This window comes from Streptomyces sp. NPDC101194 (assembly GCF_044767885.1).
In the GTDB taxonomy this organism is placed as follows: Bacteria; Actinomycetota; Actinomycetes; order Streptomycetales; family Streptomycetaceae; genus Streptomyces.
The window spans coordinates 439,144-454,901 of record NZ_JBIWOS010000002.1 but is presented as its reverse complement, the minus strand read 5'-3'; the positions used below and the strand labels follow the sequence as shown (position 1 = coordinate 454,901).

Genomic DNA, 15,758 nt, shown 5'->3' with positions numbered 1-15,758 from the left:
CACCATGTGGCCATGGCCCTGGACCGCCCCGCGTACCGCATCAAGCGGCGTCTGCTCGGCAGAGCGCTCACCACCGAGCGCATCAGCGAGGAGAAGCTCGACAACCGGACGGCGCTCGGGGTGCTCGCCTCCGACTGCATCAGCTCGTCCGCGTACGGCTCCGAGGAGATGCTCCGGGTCCTCGTGCCCGTCGTCGGCGCCGCCGCCTTCACCCTGCTCATGCCGGTGACCGGCGCGATCCTGCTCGTCCTGCTGCTGCTGACCCTCTGCTACAGCGATGTCGTGATGATCTACACCCGGGCGGGCGGTTCGTACGTCGTCGCCCGGGAGAACTTCGGGCCCAACGTCGCGCAGATCGCCGCCGTGGCGCTGTTGGTCGACTACATCGTCACCGTCGCCGTGCAGGTCTCGGCCGGCACCAACGCCCTGATCTCGCTCGCCCATCTGATCGGCAACGGCTTCACCGGCCTGGACCATCTCCAGCTGCCGGTCTCCGTCGCCGTCATCGTGCTGCTCGCGTACGGGAACCTGCGCGGGGTCCGCGAGGCGGGCCGGGCCTTCGCACTGCCCGCCTATCTCTTCATGACCGCCGTCGGCCTCATCCTGCTCGTCGCCGCGCTGCGCGGGCTCACCGGTGAGCTGCCGCGCGCCGATCTGCACGCCGACGGGGTCGTGCCGCTCGGCACCCCGGGCAACAGCTGGCTGTACGGCGCCTCGCTCTTCATCGTGCTGCGCTCGTTCGCCAACGGCGGCTCGTCGCTCACCGGGCTCGAAGCGATCTCCAACGGCATCTCCACGTTCCGTGAACCCCAGGGCCGCAACGCCCGCCGCACCCTCGTCGCCATGAGCGTGGTCCTGGGCATCCTCGTCCTCGGTGTCTCCACGCTGGCCCACTTCACCCATGCCGTCCCGTACACCGACGGCACCCCGACCGTCATCGCGCAGGAGGCCCATCTCGCGTTCGGCGGCGGCCCGCTCGGGACGGTCGGGCTGGTCTTCGTGCAGCTGGCGACCGCGCTGGTCCTGTACACCGGCGCCAACACCCCGTTCACCGGCTTCCCGTACCTCGCCAGCTTCGTCGCCGCGGACCGGTTCCTGCCGAGGATGCTGACCCGGCGTGGGCACCGGCTGGCGTTCTCCAACGGCATCATCGCGCTGACCGTCGTCTCGCTGGCACTGCTGCTGGTGACCGGCGCCAGCGTGGACCGGCTGGTTGCGCTGTACGCGATCGGCGTGTTCACCGCCTTCACCATGGCCGGGGCCGGCCTCACCGCGTACCACCTGAGGCGCCGGGAGCCGTACCGCAGGCTGAAGATCGCGGTCAACGGGCTCGCCGCGGCCAGCTCGGCCGCCGTCGTGCTGATCTTCGCGGTCACCAAGTTCACCGAGGGCGCCTGGCTGGTCGTGGTGGTCTTCCCGCTCGGGGTCTGGGCGCTGACGCGGATCAACCGCGAGTACCGGCACGAGGCCGCCGCGCTGCAGAGCATCCATGCTCCGGGCGCCGACCGGGCGCGCTACCGCCGCCATCTGGTCTTCGTCCTCGTGGAGACGCTCGACCTGGCGACGCTGAAGGCCCTGCGGTACGCCCATGAACTGCGCCCGGACGAGATCCGGGCGGTGCACTTCGCGATCGACGAGGCGTACGGCAGACGGCTGGCCGCCCGCTGGGAGGCGACGGACGCCACATCCGTCTCGCTGGAGCTGGTGCAGTGCCCGGACCGGCGGCTGCGCCACGCGATGAAGGAGCTGGCGTCCCGCACCACGGAGGACGGGGACACCTGGCTGACGGTGCTGGTGCCCCGCCGGACCTACAGCAATGTGCTCGGAAAGCTGCTGCACCGGGGCACGGGCGAGCAGATGGCGAAGACGCTGGCGCAGCTGCCGCACGTGGCGGTGACGATCCTGCCGTTCGACGTCTCGCGGGCCCTGCGGGCGCTGGAGGAGGGGCGGTCGCCTCAGCCGGACTGACCCTGGGGTTCCCGGGCGTCCTGCGCCTCGCGCGCCTTCTGCCGGTCATAGGTCCCGCGCGCCGTCTGCACGGCGTCCAGGCGGCGCTCCGTCCAGCGTGCCAGCGCCCACACCTGCTCGGCGGCCTCCCTGCCCAGCCCGGTGAGCGAGTAGTCCACCCGCGGCGGGATCACCGGTTTCGCGTCCCGGTGCACGAAGCCGTCGCGCTCCAGCGTCTGGAGGGTCTGGGCCAGCATCTTCTCGCTGACGCCGCCGACCTCGCGTCGCAGCTCGCTGAAGCGGTACGAGCGTTCCAGCAGGGCGGCGAGGACCAGCACGCCCCAGCGGCTGGTGACATGTTCGAGCACCAGCCGGGAGGGGCACATCTGGCGGTTCACGTCGGGCTTCCGGTTCAGGTCACTCACGCTCATGCCAGTACCTTACTTCAAAGTGGGTACTTTCGATTGGTTAGTGCACTCCGTAGAGTGAGTGACACCGGACCGAACAAGGACCAGTGCCACCGAAGAGGAGAACCCCCCATGAGCATCGTTGTCACCGGAGCCACCGGAGAGCTCGGCCGCCTCGTCGTCGACCAGCTGCTCACCACCGTGCCCGCGAACGAGATCGCCGCCGTCGTCCGCGACGAGGAGAGGGCCGCCCCGCTCGCCGCCCTCGGCGTCGAGCTCCGCGTCGCCGACTACGACCGTCCGAAGTCCCTCGAGAACGCCTTCCGGGCCGGTGACCGCGTCCTGCTCATCTCCGGCAGCGAGGTCGGCAGGCGTGTGCCGCAGCACACCGCCGTCATCGAGGCGGCCAAGGCGGCGGGCGTCGCCCAGCTCGCGTACACCGGCGTACTGGGCGGCCCCGACGCCGACTTCCAGCTGGCCGCCGAGCACAAGGTCACCGAGCAGCTGATCCTGGACTCCGGACTGCCGCACACCTTCCTGCGCAACGGCTGGTACACCGAGAACTACACCGCCAACCTCGCCCCCGTCCTGGCGCACGGCGCCGTCGTCGCCAACGCGGGCGACGGCCGGGTCGCCTCCGCCACCCGCGCCGACTACGCCGCCGCGGCGGCCGCCGTGCTGACCGGCGAGGGCCACCTGGGTACGGTCTACGAGCTGAGCGGCGATGTCGCCTGGTCGTTCACGGAGTACGCCGCCGAGGTCGCGCGGGCCACCGGCAAGGAGATCACGTACAAGAACGTGCCGGCCGCCGTGCACCAGGAGATCCTGGTCGGCGCCGGTCTGCCCGAGGGCTTCGCGGCGATCCTCGTCGACGTGGACGCGGCGATCGAGCGCGGGCTGCTCGCCGGGACGAGCGGCGACCTGGCCCGGCTGATCGGCCGCCCGACGACGCCGCTGGCCGAGACGGTGGCAGCCGCGGTGGCCTCGGCGTAACTCCGCCGGACCCCCGCTCTCCTTCCCCTCACGCCTCAGGGGCCCCATGTCACGACCGTATGGCGATACGGCTATGACATGGGGCCCCTTCGGCGTTACCGTCGTGCAGTCGGCGGAGCAGTTGACACAGACATGTCGGGAGGGTCCGTGAAGGGGACAAATGAACAGCGGGCCGGACTGCTGTCCGGCATCGGCGCCTACGGCCTGTGGGGTCTCGTCCCCCTGTTCTGGCCGCTGCTGGAGCCCGCCGGCGCGATCGAGATCCTCGCCCACCGCATGGTCTGGTCCCTCGCGGTCGTGGGCATCGCGCTGCTCGTGCTGCGCCGCTGGTCATGGATCGGTGAGCTGATACGTCAGCCGAAGAAGCTCGGCCTGATAGCGGTCGCCGCGGCCGTGATCACGGTCAACTGGGGCCTCTACATCTGGTCCGTGAACAACGGCCACGTCGTCGAGGCCTCACTCGGCTACTTCATCAATCCGCTGGTCACCATCGCCATGGGTGTCCTGCTCCTCGGTGAACGGCTGCGTCCCGCGCAGTGGGTGGCGGTCGGCACCGGTGTCGCGGCGGTGCTCGTGCTGGCCATCGGTTACGGACAACCGCCGTGGATCTCGCTGATCCTGGCGTTCTCCTTCGCGACGTACGGCCTGGTGAAGAAGAAGGTCAACATGGGCGGCCTGGAGTCGCTCACCGCCGAGACCGCCGTACTGTTCGTGCCGGCGCTCGGCTATCTGCTGTGGCTGGGCGCCCGGGGCGATTCGACGTTCGGCTCCGAGGGCCTCGGTCACGCGTCCCTGCTCGCCGCGACGGGGGTCGTCACGGCCACGCCGCTCGTCCTGTTCGGGGCGGCGGCGATCCGTGTGCCGCTCTCCACGCTGGGCCTTCTGCAGTATCTGGCACCGGTCTTCCAGCTTGTCCTCGGCATCCTGTACTTCCACGAGGAGATGCCGCCGGAGCGGTGGGCCGGGTTCGCCCTGGTGTGGCTGGCGCTCACCCTGCTGACCTGGGACGCGTTCCGGACGGCGCGGCGGACGAGGGCGCAGGCACTGGCTCTGGCCGCGCAGCCTGCGCAACCTGGACCGTCGGCCGGGGACGCCGCTTCGTCCTCGCCCTCCGCAACCCCAGCGCGGTGATCAGCGCCCCCGCCACCACCATCACCAGCGGGACGACGAGCGCCGCCCGGTAGGCGGCCAGAGCGGCTCCGGGCGAGCCGTCCGTGCCGGCCGACGCGATCCCGTACACGGCCGTCACCGCCGAGATCCCGACGGCCGAACCGAACTGCGTCGAGGTGTGCAGGAGCCCGCCCGCCAGCCCCTGCTCCCGGTCCGGTACGCCGTCGGTCGCCGCGATCGTCAGCGGACCGTAGGCCAGGGCGAAGGCGGTCCCGATGAGGATCAGCGTCGGGAACATGGCCGCGTACGACCAGTCCCTCCCGACCGGCAGGAACAGCGCGTACGAGACGATGGCGAGCACGAAGCCGCCGAGTACGACCCGGGCATTGCCGAACCGGTTCACCAGGCGCGGGGTGAGGGTCGGCGCGATGACCGCGTCGGCGCCCATCGCCACCAGGGCGAGTGCGGTCTGCAGCGAGGACCAGCCGCGCAGTTCCTGGAGGTAGAGCGTCACCACGAACTGGAAGCCGAAGAACGAGCCCACGAACAGCAGGGCGCCGAGGTCGGCGCGGATCATCGAGGCCCGGCGCAGCAGGGCGAGTTCGACCAGCGGGGCCGCGGAGCGCCGCTCGATCAGGACGAAGGCCGCGATCAGGAGCAGCCCCGCGGCGAACGCCCCCGCCGACCACCCCCAGCCCGACGCCCCGTGCTCCAGGCGCACGATCCCGTACGCGAGCAGCAGCATCGCCCCGGCGGCCGTGGCGGCCCCCGCCAGGTCGAAGCCGCCGGTACGCGCCGGACGCGCCTCGGCCGGGACGATCCGGAGCGCGGCGAGCAGGATGGCGCCGGCCAGCAGCACGGGCGCGAAGAACACCCAGCGCCATCCGAGCTGGGTGAGGAGCCCGCCGATGACGAGGCCGAGCGAGAAGCCGCCGGCGGCGGTGCCCGCGAAGACCAGGAGTGCCTTGTTGCGCTGCGGCCCCTCCGCGTAGGAGGTGGTGATGAGCGACATCGCGGCCGGGGTCATGAACGCGGCGGCCACCCCGGTGACGAAGCGGGCGACGAGCAGCATCCAGCCGTGCTCCGCGAAGCCGCCGAGGCCGGAGAAGAGCAGGAAGACGGTGAGCCACAGCAGGAACATCCGCCGTCTGCCCAGCAGGTCGGCGGCGCGCCCGCCGAGCAGGGTGAATCCGGCGTATCCGAGCACGTAGGCGCTCATCACCCAGGCCGCGCTGCCGGTCGACAGACCGAGATCGGCCCTGATCGAGGGCACGGCCACGGCGAGCATGGCGACATCGATGCCCTCCAGGAAGATCGTGCCGCACAGGACGAGGAGCAGGACGCGGGCACGGGCGGTCATCACGGGCGGTCGGCTCCGGGCAGGCGATTCGGGCGCGGCAGACACAGCTGTCCCCTTCGGGTACGTGAATGGATCGGTTACTCGGAATAAGGTCGGTTCCCTCTTGTAACCAACGCCATCGTGGGCCAGCATCGGTTGCCATGGAAGAAGGCACTTCGAAGTCACCGAGTCACCTCAAGGGCACCGGGAGCGCGGGCGAGTTGATCGGCGATCCCGATCCGTTCCAGTGGGACACCCGTGAGGGCTGCGAGGTGCGGCAGATCCTCGATCGCGTCGCCGACAAGTGGTCACTGCTCGTCATCGCCCTGCTGGACCGGCGCAGGCTCCGCTTCACCCAGTTGCGCCGCGAGATCGACGGCATCAGCCAGCGGATGCTGACGGTCACCCTGCGCCAGCTGGAACGCGACGGGCTGGTCGAACGGACGGTCCACGCGGTGGTGCCACCACGCGTGGAGTACGAGCTGACACCGCTCGGCGGCACGCTGCACGCCACGATCCGGGCGCTCGTGACCTGGACCGAGGAGCACCAGAGCGAGATCGCGAGGGCGCGGGCCGCGTACGACACCCGCGAGGCCGCGGACACTCAACTTTAGTTACCGAGTTGCTTTTATGACTCAGTTGCGTTTTTCTGGACTCCCACGAACCGCGACCGAGGAGCTCTCCATGCCCGCATCCGCCCCGGCACCCGCCACCCAGGTACTGATCGTCGGCTCGGGCCCGACCGGCCTGACCCTGGCCTGCGAGCTGGCTCGGCGCTCGATCGACGTACGGATCATCGACAAGTCCCCGGATTTCCCGCGCAGTTCGCGGGCCAAGGGCCCCAACCCCCGTTCCCTGGAGGTCCTGGAGGACCTCGGCGTCGTGGACCGGGTGCTGGCGGCGGGCTCGACACCGCCGCTCATGCGCAAGTACCGGAACAGGCTGCCGATCGCCGACGCCGACCCGTTCGAGGCGTCCGGCCCGACACCCGACGCCCCGTACGACCGGCCGTGGATGATCGCCCAGTGGAAACTGGAGGAGATCCTGCGGGATCGCCTGGCGGAGTACGGCGTGCGCGTCGAACTCGGTTCCGAGGCAGTCGGGTTGACCGCCGGCCCCGAATCGGTGACCGTCGCGCTCTCCGACGGCCGGAGCATCGGCGCCCGGTACGTGGTGGGCTGCGACGGCGGGCACAGCCCGGTACGCAAGCTGCTCGGTGTCGCGTTCGAGGGGAAGACGACCGAGGAGCAGGCGATGGTCTGCGGGGACGTGGAACTGGACGGCCTCGACCGCGACTACTGGCACCAGTGGTTCGACGAGGACGGCGCCGTGCTGCTGTGTCCGATCCCGGGCACGCGGGCGGGCTGGTGGTTCCAGGCGGGTCCGGAGCGGGACGGGACCGGAACCCCCGTCCCGCCCTCGCTGGAGAGCTTCCAGCGGCTCTTCGCCCAGCACACCGGACTGCCGGGCACGCGCCTGTCGGGCGCCGCCCTGCTGTCCACGTACCGGGTCAACGAGCGCCTGGCCGACCGCTACCGGGTGGGCCGCGTACTGCTGGCCGGGGACGCCGCGCACGTGCACTCCGTCGCGGGCGGGCTGGGCATGAACACCGGGATCCAGGACGCGTACAACCTGGGCTGGAAGCTGGCCCGGGTCGTGACCGGCCGGGCGGATCCCGGGCTGCTGGACACGTACGAGGAGGAGCGGCTGCCCGTGGCCTCCTGGACGCTCGGCATCACCTCCGAGCGGCTGCGGATCACGCTCGACGCGATTCTGCGGCCGGGCGGCGGCCTGGACTCGGCGGTCAGCGGCGAGACCATGGGGCTGAGCCTCGGCTACCGCTGGAGCTCGCTCTCCCCCGCGGGCTCCACCACCCGCCTGCGAGCGGGTGACCGCGCCCCGGACGCCCCCTGCCTGGACGCCAGAACGGGTGCGCCCACCCGTCTCTTCGAGGCGTTCGCCGGACCGCACTTCACCCTGCTGGGCTTCGGTCCGGGCACGACCCGGGCCCTCCGGGCGACGGAAGCGGCGTACGGCGACGAGGTGCGGGCCTACGGCGTGGGCGACGGCCCCGCCGGGGCGGACGGGGACGGCCCCGCCCGGCTGGCCGACGGAGCGGGCCACGCCCGGACGGCGTACGGCATCGAGCCCGGCACCGACACGCTCGTCCTGGTCCGCCCGGACAATCACGTGGGCCTGATCGCGCCCGCGACGGACCACCGGGCCGTCGGGGCCTATCTGGACCGCCTGGACCATCCGGACCACGTGAGCGGTACGGCATTCAGGCGGCTCTGAGCGCGTCGCGCCGAGCATGACCGGGATTTGTCACACTTTTATATTTTCCTGACATCTTATGAACCGACTCATGCTGATGTCCGTGAGCTCCCGCATGCTCCTGCGCACCCTCGTCGCGGCCCTGTCCACGTTGTCGTTCCTCGTCTTCGGAACCTCGCCCACCGCGCACGGGGACACCGGCACGGACCTGGCCCTCCCGTCCGGCACCGATTCCACGCACCGCGTCCACGCCGTCGAGGCATGGGCCCCGCAGCACACCCCCGGCCCCTTGGGCCGCCGCCTCGTGGCCGGGCACGTGCGGGCGGCGTGATCGCGGCCCTAGCCGTTCGGGACGTGCCGGGCGCGGTGAGCCCGGACCTTGTGGAGGTTTCCGCAGTGCTCCATCGCGCACCAGCGCCGCCGCCCCGGCCGTGAGGTGTCGACGAAGAGCAACTTGCAGTTGTCGGAGCCGCATTCGCGGAAGCGGTCGGCATAGGGGCCGGTGAACAGCTCCACCGCGTCACGGGCGACGGTCGACAGAAGGGCCGTTCCGGTGGCGGCCGGAGCCCAGGAGAGGCCGCCGGAGCCGGCGTCGATGCGAGGAACGAGCGGGGGCTCGGCCGCCACGGCGTTCACCGTGGCGAGGTCGGCCGACGGGAGCGGGCGGCCGTACGCGCGGGCGGCGGTCAGATTCCAGAGGGCACCGCGCAGTTCGTGCGCGCGACGCAGCTCCGCCGCACTCACCGAGAGGGACAAGCCGCCCGGCAGCCGGCTCTCGCCCGCCCATCGCACCAGGTCGGCGGGGGTGTGCAGCACCTCGTACGCCGCGTACCGCGCGTACCCGCCGGTGGGCAGCAACTCCAGGCACAGAGCGCCGGGATCGAAGCGGTAGGGGCGGCCTTCCCTGGTACGGAGGATCAGTCCCGGCGTGCCTGTTGCCGACTCGGTCATGTAACCACTATAAACGGTTTCCATGACTCTGCACTGGAAGCTCGTCATCGACGCGTCCGATCCGCACGCCCAGGCCGCCTTCTGGGCCGAGGGCCTCGGCTACCTGGTCGAGGACAACAGCACACTGGTCGAGCGCGTGCTCGGCCTCGGGGCGGCGCCGGAAGAGGCAACCGTCCTGGTCGACGGACGCCGGGCCTGGCGCGACCTCGTGGCGGTGCGGCACCCGGACGACCCGTACGAGGAAGAGAGCGGAATGGGCCTCGGACGGCGACTGCTGTTCCAGCGCGTACCGGAGGCCAAGACCGCGAAGAACCGCCTCCACCTGGATGTGCACGCGGGCCCGGGGCGGCGCGAGGCCGAGGTGAAACGGCTGGAGGCGCTGGGCGCGACGGCGCTCCGCGAGGTCGATCAGCCCGGGGGCAGGTGGACGGTTCTCGCCGATCCCGAGGGCAACGAGTTCTGCGTCCAATAGCGTCGGACGAAGTCGGCGCCACGGAGTTCCCGTCGCGTCCGGGTGGGTCGGCGCCGCGGCGCGCCCCGGCCCATGAACGCTCGGACCGACCGCGCGGCAGCGCGCGTGCCCGCCGGGCCCTGCTGCCCGCCTCCGGGGTGAGCGGCAGGGCCCGGCCCGGACCGGCCGGTTCAGTCCTCCACCACGTCCTGGGGATACCAGCGCAGCTCCACGGTGTTGCCGTCCGGGTCCCGGACGTACACCGACTGCGCCTCACCCCGGGCACCGGAGCGGCCGACCGGGCCCTCCAGCACGGTGAAGGTGCCGGAGTCGATGACCTGCTGCCAGTCCAGCGGTTCGACGACCAGACAGATGTGATCGACGTTCGATTCGGAGCGCGGCCGGCCCAGCAGATCGATGATCATGCTCGGGCTGACCCGCACCGACGGGAACGGGAACTCACCGGCCCGCCACTCCTCGACCCTGATCGGCTCCAGGCCGAGCGGGCCGCAGTAGAACTCCAGGGAGCGCTCGACATCCCGCACATTGAGCACCAGGTGATCGAAGTCCTTGACTCTCACTCGCACGGCACTACCTTTCGGCCATTCGGATACGGTTCGGTTCGGTTCGGTTCGGTTCGGTTCGGTTCAGGAAGCCTCAGGGGCCGGAGCCCCCGGAGGAACCGGAGGCCATGGGACCTCCGCCAACAGGGGGACGATCTGCTCCTCCTCGTGATCCAGATGCGCGTTCAGCTCCCTGGACATCCTGTCCAGCTCCGCGTGGAAACGCTCGGAATCCTTGATGCCGATGTCCGCCAGCAGCGCCACCAACTCGCCCCGGATGCGCGCGACCGTGCGGTGTTCGTCGGCGAGCCGGGCGAAGGTGTCGGTCAAGTGCGGGTGGTGGCGGGCGATCCCGGGGAACAGGTGTGCGTCCTCGCTGGTGTGATGGAACTCCAGGGCCTGACAGAAGGCCAGGCAGCGCTGTCGGATCTGGAGCCCCGGGCCCGGGGGCGGTGGTTCGCCGGGGCCCCGGTGGGCCGCGCGTGCACGGAAGTGCGCGTCGGCCTCCGACTTCACCTGACGCAGCTGACCCCGCAGCCAGGTGTGGACCTCCATGACCTTGTCGGCAAGGGAGTCGACCTCGCGCGGGCCCTCCCAGCCGTCGGGCTCGGCACGCTCCAGCACCACGACCGGCAGGAGCCGGGCCGTCAGGGCCTGGTGGTCGCCGTACCCCGGCGCCACCCTCACCACGTGCGCGAAGAGTTCCTCGCGCCGCGCCCCCTGCGCGGGGACCGCGAGGGCCTGGAAGGTACGCGTGCCGAGCTCCACCCGCACCACGGGGTGGGCGAGCAGATCGTGGTACCAGGCGGGGCGGGCCGGGGCACCGAGGTCGGAGCCGACGACCAGCAGCGAATCGCCGTGGCGGACATGGCCGAGAGGAGTGGTGGACTCCTTCCCCGACCTCGCGCCGGTGGTCGTCAGCAGGAGCAGGTCGGCGCCTTCGAAGGGCCCGCCGACCTTCCCTCCGTTGGCGCGGAACTCCTCGATGACTGAGGGATCGAAAGATGTGGGCATACGTCTCTGTGTCTCCGGGACGAAGGGTGGGAGCCCGCAGTGGCTGCGGGAACGACTGACCGTGCTGCGCAGGGGACGCAGCCACCGCACGGACTTCCACCGCGCGCGCGGCAGCACTCGGCGCGATGCGGGGAAGCCCCCGGGGCCGGCCTTCCGATGGCGCACATGACAGTGCGGGGAAGCGCGAAGGCCGGGGACGGACGTACGGCGGCCGCGCCGCGTCAGTTACAGGGTTCGGAGCAGGAACTCATGACGGACCCCTCAGAAAAGGGTGTTCGCCCGACCGCCGGCCGGCCCACCGCTCTTTGGCCGGCGTCACGCGACACCGGTTTCATTACACGCAGCCGGCCGTCGCCTGTCAACGCGGAAGCACCCGGGCACAAGCCTCGGCGGGAGGCCGTCGCGACGACGCCCCGGGGGACGACGAGGCATGCGCATTTCGGCCAACCCCGTTGCCCCATGGGCTCGTTGCCCGCCCTGCGAGACGTCTCCGTCTGCGGCGGACGCGTCGGCCACCCCGTACGATCAAGGGACGGCGGGACGCCCCGTCCCTGCCGCGCCCGCACGCACCCCACTCCCACCAGGGGAAAACCAGTGATCACCGTCAGCCGGACAACGGCTTTTCGGGCCTGATCCGTGCCCATACGACCCGCGTACGCCCTCGTCGCCACCGATCTGGACGGCACCCTGCTGCGCCGCGACGACACGGTGAGCCCTCGTACCCGTGCCGCGCTCGCCCTGGCCGCCCGGGCCGGGGCGCGGCACCTCGTGGTCACCGGACGGCCCGTACCCGGCATACGAGGACTGCTCGCCGGGCTGGGCTACCGGGGGCCCGCGGTCTGCGGGCAGGGCACCCAGCTGTACGACGCCGGGACCGGGCGCCTGGTGCACGCGATCACCCTCGACCGGGAGGCGGCCGACAGCGCGCTCGGCAAGATCGAGGCCCAGGTGGGGCCCGTCTTCGCAGCCGTGGACCAGGACGGCGTCGAGGGCCGGACGCTGATCGAGCCGGGATATCTGATGCCCCACCCCACGCTCCCCGCCCAACGGACGCGTCATCGGCACGAACTGTGGTCCGCCCCCGTCGTCAAGGTGCTCGTCCGGCACCCCGAGCTGGGCGACGACGCGCTGGCCGAGGCGGCCCGTACGGCGGTCGGCGATCTCGCCTCCGTCACGCTCTCCGGCCCCGGCACCGTCGAACTGCAGCCGCTCGGCGTCGACAAGGGCAGCGGGCTCGCCCTGGCCGCCGATTTCCTGGGCGTGGACGCGCGCGACGCGATCGCCTTCGGGGACATGCCCAACGACCTGCCGATGTTCCGTGCGGCCGGGTACGGCGTCGCGATGGCCGACGCCCATCCGGACCTCCGGGCCGCGGCGGACGAGGTCACGTCGTCGAACGAGACCGACGGGGTCGCCGAGGTGCTGGAGCGGGTGTTCCGCTGAGCGGCGGGCCCCGCCGGTGCTGTGGCCGGACCGGAACCCACCCGGTCGGCCCCCGTGCCCTCCGGCAGTCCCGCGCCCGGCCGGGCGTCAGAGGGACATCAAGCAGTAGAGCCGGTGCGGTTCGTGCCGGGTTGCGGCCTCCGCGGCCAGGGTCGCCAGTTCCTTGAGGAAGTCGGCCAGTGGACCCGGCTCGCAGTCGTCGCCGAACTCCTCGATGCGTGACCAGGGTTCGGCCACGGCCTCCAGCTGTCCGGGCCGCGCGGACGCGAGGGCGTCGCGCAGCTCGTCCGTGAGCGTGACCAGCCAGCTGGAGTCGTGCTCGGGAGAGCTGAGCAGCCGGTTGAAACGCGGGAGCGCGGTGACATCCGCGTACGGCACGCCGGTGAGCAGGCTCTCGGCCTGCCCCAGCTGCACGTACGGGTCGATGTTCCAGAGCGGGAGTGCCGGGAGCCCGGCCGCTTCGACACCCGGGTCGAAGACCGTCAGGGCCGTGGTGTCGTCAGGTGCGCTGAAGTAGTCGTACAGGCTTCCCATGCCCGCATGCTCGCACGCCCGTCCGACATCGCCGTGCCGTCCGGCCGGATCTCATGGTTCCGGTGGCGCCCCCAGCGCCCCCAGCGCCCGCAGCACGTGATCGACCAGCGCCCTGATCGTCTCCTCGTCCTGCACCGGCTTGCGCAGCACATGGCGGTAGTACACCGGGCCGTACAGCATCTCCACCGCCAGCGGGAGGTCGGCGTCCGGCGGGATCTGGCCTTGTTCCTGGGCCCGTCGCAGACGGGCGACCGCCTCTTCGAAGCGGGGGTCGATCAGCTTCGTCCGAACAGTTTCCGCCAGTGCGTCGTCGTGGTGGACCTCGGAGAGGATCCCGGCGTACGCGGGGCCGTAGGGCGGCGTGGAGAGCAGCTTCACCGCACCCATCACATTGGCTCGCAGGTCGGCGGCGATGTCGCCGGTGTCGACGAACGGCGTCGTGCCGACCAGCGCGTCGGTGAACGCCTCCAGCATCACCGCGCTCTTCGACGGCCACCAGCGGTAGATCGTCTTCTTGCTGACACCCGCCCTGGCAGCGATGGCCTCGATGGTGACGCGGCCGTACCCCTTCTCCGTGCACAGCGCGAGGGCGGCTTCCAGGGTCGCCCTTCGTGATCTCTCGCTGCGGCGCAGTGAACTCGGCGATGTGATCATTCGGTGAGCATAGGTGTGTTTGAGCCAATCCTTGTTGACAGTCCGTCGCCAGAAGTCGAACAATACTGAGGCGGAAACGGAACGTGCCGTGTCGTATCGTTCCTGCTGTTCGCACCGTTCGTGCCGTTCGTGCCGCGACGAGCCGATCGGGGGACGGCTCGCCCGGCCGACGGCGCGAGGGCGATGCCGTCGGATGTCAGGCGGTGATGTCCTTCGCCGTGAAGCGGGCCCAGGCCGCAGAGCCGAACACCACCGCGTACAAACCCTGAAGGCCCAGGTTCTTCACCACCTCGTCCCAGTAGACGGGCTCGCGCAGCAGGTCCGCGTACGACATCCAGTAGTGCGGGAAGAGATACGGGTGGATGCCGCTCAACTGCGGGATCGTGTCCACGATCTGCACGGTGATCAGCATTCCGACGGTGGCGGCCATCGCCGCGATTCCACTGCCGGTGAGGGTCGAGATGAACAGCCCGATCGCCGCGAATCCGATCAGTGACGCCGCGACCACCACCGCGATCAGGCCGGCCCGCAGCAGCCCTTCGCCGAAGCCGATCCGGGTCCCGGAGATGGTGGTGACCTCTCCCACGGGGAAGAGCAGCGACCCCACGGCGAGCGCCGAGAGGGCCACGACCAGGGTCGCGACCAGGCAGAACGCGAGGACGGAGGCGTACTTCGTCAGCAGCAGCCGGGTCCGGCCGGCCGGGGCGACCAGCAGATAGCGCAGGGTTCCGGCGTTGGCTTCCCCGGCGATCGAGTCGCCCGCCACGACCCCGACGGCCATCGGGAGGAAGACCGGGAGCGTCACCGCGAGGGCCGCGAAGACCAGGAACAGCCCGTTGTTGGTGACCTGGGAGAGGAACGCGGGGCCGCCCCCCTCACCGCCCGGTCCCGGTGAGGAGCCGTGGTCGGTCTCGATCTTCACCGCGATCCCGATGAGCACGGGAACGGCGGCCAGCACCCCGAGCAGCGCGAGGGTGCGCCAGCGGCGGAATGTGGTGCTCAGTTCGGAGCGAAGGATCCCGAAGGTCCACAGCGGGTTGCGCGTCCTGTCCGCCGCCACGGGTGCGACTTCAGCCTGCGACATCGAATCCCTCTCCGGTGAGTGCGACGAAGGCGTCCTCCAACGAGGCCCGTTCGATGCCGAAGGACCTCAGGCGTACGTCGGCGTGCACCAGCGCCGAGCTGAGGTCCGCGAGCTCGACATCGCCCGGCGGGGCCTCGGCGCTCACCCGGTCGCCGTCGACCGTGACGCCGGTGAGGCCCTGCTCCTTGAGGACGCGGGCGGCATCGCCCGGGTCCGGGGTGGTCACGGCCAGCCGGCCGCGGGCGCCCGCCGCCAGATCCGCGACCGGCCCCTGGACGACCAGTCGGCCCCTGGCCATCACCGCGACATGGGTGCAGACCTGCTCGATCTCGTCGAGGAGGTGGGAGGAGAGGAAGACGGTGGTGCCGTCCGCCGCCAGTTCCCTCACCAGCGTGCGGATCTCGCGCATGCCCTGCGGGTCCAGGCCGTTGGTCGGCTCGTCCAGGACGAGCAGGCGGCGCGGCTGCAGCAGCGCGGCGGCGAGACCGAGGCGCTGCTTCATGCCGAGCGAGTACGCCTTGGCCTTCTTGCCGGCCGCGGCGGCCAGCCCGACCCGGTCCAGGGCCTGTGCGACCCGGACCCGGCGGGTGCGCGGATCGGCGGTCGGATCGGCCGAGTCGTAACGCAGCAGATTGTCCCGGCCGCTCAGGAAGCCGTACAACGCGGGCCCCTCGATCAGCGCCCCCACCTGCGGAAGTACGGTGCGGGCCGCGTGCGGCATGGGCCGGCCGAGTACCTGCGCGGTGCCGGACGTGGGGTCGATCAGGCCCATCAGCATCCGGATCGTGGTGGTCTTCCCGGAGCCGTTGGGCCCGAGGAACCCGAAGACACTGCCGCCGGGAACGTCGAGGTCGAGGCCGTCCACGGCGAGCTGGCCGCCGCGGTACCGCTTGGTCAGGCCCCGCGTCTCGACAACGGCCCCGGCGGACCCGGTCACCGCCTGCGGCCCGATCGCGGTCCCAGGCTCTGTCATGCGTACTCCCCAAGGATCGAA

Annotated in this window: 16 protein-coding genes and 1 pseudogene; 8 read left to right on the top strand and 9 right to left on the bottom strand. The window is 71.1% G+C overall.

Annotated elements, in window-relative coordinates:
- The first annotated feature begins 12 nt into the window (after window positions 1–12).
- A complete protein-coding gene (locus tag ACIRP2_RS08735; protein WP_404247949.1) occupies window positions 13–1,968 on the top strand; it encodes an APC family permease in 1,956 nt (651 codons plus the stop codon).
- On the opposite strand, the gene ACIRP2_RS08730 is transcribed toward ACIRP2_RS08735, so the two are convergent.
- Window positions 1,956–2,378, bottom strand: coding sequence for a winged helix-turn-helix transcriptional regulator (locus ACIRP2_RS08730; protein ID WP_404247947.1), 423 nt, complete (start codon window positions 2,376–2,378; stop codon window positions 1,956–1,958). The genes ACIRP2_RS08735 and ACIRP2_RS08730 overlap by 13 nt on opposite strands.
- Before the next feature lie 108 nt (window positions 2,379–2,486).
- On the opposite strand from ACIRP2_RS08730, the gene ACIRP2_RS08725 reads away from it, so the two are divergent.
- Entirely contained in the window at window positions 2,487–3,347 is an 861-nt protein-coding gene (locus tag ACIRP2_RS08725) for an SDR family oxidoreductase (protein WP_404247945.1), read from the top strand.
- A 147-nt stretch (window positions 3,348–3,494) separates the two neighbouring features.
- Window positions 3,495–4,478 (top strand): EamA family transporter RarD, encoded by a 984-nt coding sequence (gene rarD / locus ACIRP2_RS08720; protein ID WP_404247943.1) that lies wholly within the window; start codon window positions 3,495–3,497, stop codon window positions 4,476–4,478.
- 187 nt (window positions 4,479–4,665) lie between these two features.
- On the opposite strand, the pseudogene ACIRP2_RS08715 reads toward rarD, so the two are convergent.
- Window positions 4,666–5,745 (bottom strand): annotated as a pseudogene (locus tag ACIRP2_RS08715) (MFS transporter); the annotation flags it as partial.
- Window positions 5,746–5,957: 212 nt separating this feature from the next.
- Here ACIRP2_RS08715 and ACIRP2_RS08710 point away from each other — a divergent pair.
- The 3 genes from ACIRP2_RS08710 (at window position 5,958) to ACIRP2_RS08700 (ending at window position 8,401) form a co-directional block, all read left to right on the top strand.
- On the top strand, window positions 5,958–6,410 hold the full coding sequence (locus ACIRP2_RS08710; RefSeq protein WP_404247941.1) for a winged helix-turn-helix transcriptional regulator: 453 nt from the start codon (window positions 5,958–5,960) through the stop codon (window positions 6,408–6,410).
- A gap of 70 nt (window positions 6,411–6,480) precedes the next feature.
- Complete coding sequence (locus ACIRP2_RS08705) at window positions 6,481–8,091, top strand: FAD-dependent monooxygenase (protein WP_404247939.1); 1,611 nt, start codon at window positions 6,481–6,483, stop codon at window positions 8,089–8,091.
- Window positions 8,092–8,173: 82 nt separating this feature from the next.
- Entirely contained in the window at window positions 8,174–8,401 is a 228-nt protein-coding gene (locus ACIRP2_RS08700; protein ID WP_404247937.1) for a hypothetical protein, read from the top strand.
- Between the two features lie 8 nt (window positions 8,402–8,409).
- On the opposite strand, the gene ACIRP2_RS08695 is transcribed toward ACIRP2_RS08700, so the two are convergent.
- On the bottom strand, window positions 8,410–9,021 hold the full coding sequence (locus ACIRP2_RS08695; protein ID WP_404247935.1) for a CGNR zinc finger domain-containing protein: 612 nt from the start codon (window positions 9,019–9,021) through the stop codon (window positions 8,410–8,412).
- Window positions 9,022–9,043: 22 nt separating this feature from the next.
- Between ACIRP2_RS08695 and ACIRP2_RS08690 the strand changes: the two genes are divergently transcribed.
- A complete protein-coding gene (locus ACIRP2_RS08690; protein WP_404247933.1) occupies window positions 9,044–9,493 on the top strand; it encodes a VOC family protein in 450 nt (149 codons plus the stop codon).
- A gap of 170 nt (window positions 9,494–9,663) precedes the next feature.
- Here the strand turns inward: ACIRP2_RS08690 and ACIRP2_RS08685 are convergent, their stop codons facing one another.
- Together ACIRP2_RS08685 and ACIRP2_RS08680 are read right to left on the bottom strand one after the other, a co-directional pair.
- On the bottom strand, window positions 9,664–10,053 hold the full coding sequence (locus ACIRP2_RS08685) for a VOC family protein (protein ID WP_404249404.1): 390 nt from the start codon (window positions 10,051–10,053) through the stop codon (window positions 9,664–9,666).
- 66 nt (window positions 10,054–10,119) lie between these two features.
- The gene (locus tag ACIRP2_RS08680) at window positions 10,120–11,049 is read right to left on the bottom strand and encodes a nitroreductase/quinone reductase family protein (RefSeq protein ID WP_404247931.1); all 930 of its coding nucleotides are present in this window, start codon (window positions 11,047–11,049) and stop codon (window positions 10,120–10,122) included.
- A 636-nt stretch (window positions 11,050–11,685) separates the two neighbouring features.
- On the opposite strand from ACIRP2_RS08680, the gene ACIRP2_RS08675 reads away from it, so the two are divergent.
- Window positions 11,686–12,492: an HAD family hydrolase gene (locus tag ACIRP2_RS08675; protein ID WP_404247929.1), complete on the top strand. Its 807-nt coding sequence runs from the start codon at window positions 11,686–11,688 to the stop codon at window positions 12,490–12,492.
- An 87-nt stretch (window positions 12,493–12,579) separates the two neighbouring features.
- Here ACIRP2_RS08675 and ACIRP2_RS08670 read toward each other — a convergent pair whose 3' ends face one another.
- From ACIRP2_RS08670 to ACIRP2_RS08655, 4 genes are all read right to left on the bottom strand, one after another.
- Window positions 12,580–13,026, bottom strand: coding sequence for a hypothetical protein (locus ACIRP2_RS08670; protein ID WP_404247927.1), 447 nt, complete (start codon window positions 13,024–13,026; stop codon window positions 12,580–12,582).
- 51 nt (window positions 13,027–13,077) lie between these two features.
- Window positions 13,078–13,680: a TetR/AcrR family transcriptional regulator gene (locus ACIRP2_RS08665; protein WP_404247925.1), complete on the bottom strand. Its 603-nt coding sequence runs from the start codon at window positions 13,678–13,680 to the stop codon at window positions 13,078–13,080.
- Between the two features lie 196 nt (window positions 13,681–13,876).
- Window positions 13,877–14,764, bottom strand: coding sequence for an ABC transporter permease (locus tag ACIRP2_RS08660; protein WP_404247923.1), 888 nt, complete (start codon window positions 14,762–14,764; stop codon window positions 13,877–13,879).
- Window positions 14,751–15,737 (bottom strand): ATP-binding cassette domain-containing protein, encoded by a 987-nt coding sequence (locus tag ACIRP2_RS08655; protein WP_404247921.1) that lies wholly within the window; start codon window positions 15,735–15,737, stop codon window positions 14,751–14,753. Before ACIRP2_RS08655 ends, ACIRP2_RS08660 begins: the two co-directional genes overlap by 14 nt.
- Between the last annotated feature and the right edge of the window lie 21 nt (window positions 15,738–15,758).

Coding starts and splice junctions, on each gene's coding strand:
- ACIRP2_RS08735 (WP_404247949.1), top strand. CDS start 13: ATGGCCCTGGACCGCCCCGCGTACCGCATCAAGCGGCGTCTGCTCGGC.
- ACIRP2_RS08655 (WP_404247921.1), bottom strand. CDS start 15,737: ATGACAGAGCCTGGGACCGCGATCGGGCCGCAGGCGGTGACCGGGTCC.
- ACIRP2_RS08660 (WP_404247923.1), bottom strand. CDS start 14,764: ATGTCGCAGGCTGAAGTCGCACCCGTGGCGGCGGACAGGACGCGCAAC.
- ACIRP2_RS08705 (WP_404247939.1), top strand. CDS start 6,481: ATGCCCGCATCCGCCCCGGCACCCGCCACCCAGGTACTGATCGTCGGC.
- ACIRP2_RS08725 (WP_404247945.1), top strand. CDS start 2,487: ATGAGCATCGTTGTCACCGGAGCCACCGGAGAGCTCGGCCGCCTCGTC.
- ACIRP2_RS08690 (WP_404247933.1), top strand. CDS start 9,044: ATGACTCTGCACTGGAAGCTCGTCATCGACGCGTCCGATCCGCACGCC.
- ACIRP2_RS08665 (WP_404247925.1), bottom strand. CDS start 13,680: ATGATCACATCGCCGAGTTCACTGCGCCGCAGCGAGAGATCACGAAGG.
- ACIRP2_RS08680 (WP_404247931.1), bottom strand. CDS start 11,049: ATGCCCACATCTTTCGATCCCTCAGTCATCGAGGAGTTCCGCGCCAAC.
- ACIRP2_RS08730 (WP_404247947.1), bottom strand. CDS start 2,378: ATGAGCGTGAGTGACCTGAACCGGAAGCCCGACGTGAACCGCCAGATG.
- ACIRP2_RS08710 (WP_404247941.1), top strand. CDS start 5,958: ATGGAAGAAGGCACTTCGAAGTCACCGAGTCACCTCAAGGGCACCGGG.
- ACIRP2_RS08695 (WP_404247935.1), bottom strand. CDS start 9,021: ATGACCGAGTCGGCAACAGGCACGCCGGGACTGATCCTCCGTACCAGG.
- ACIRP2_RS08670 (WP_404247927.1), bottom strand. CDS start 13,026: ATGGGAAGCCTGTACGACTACTTCAGCGCACCTGACGACACCACGGCC.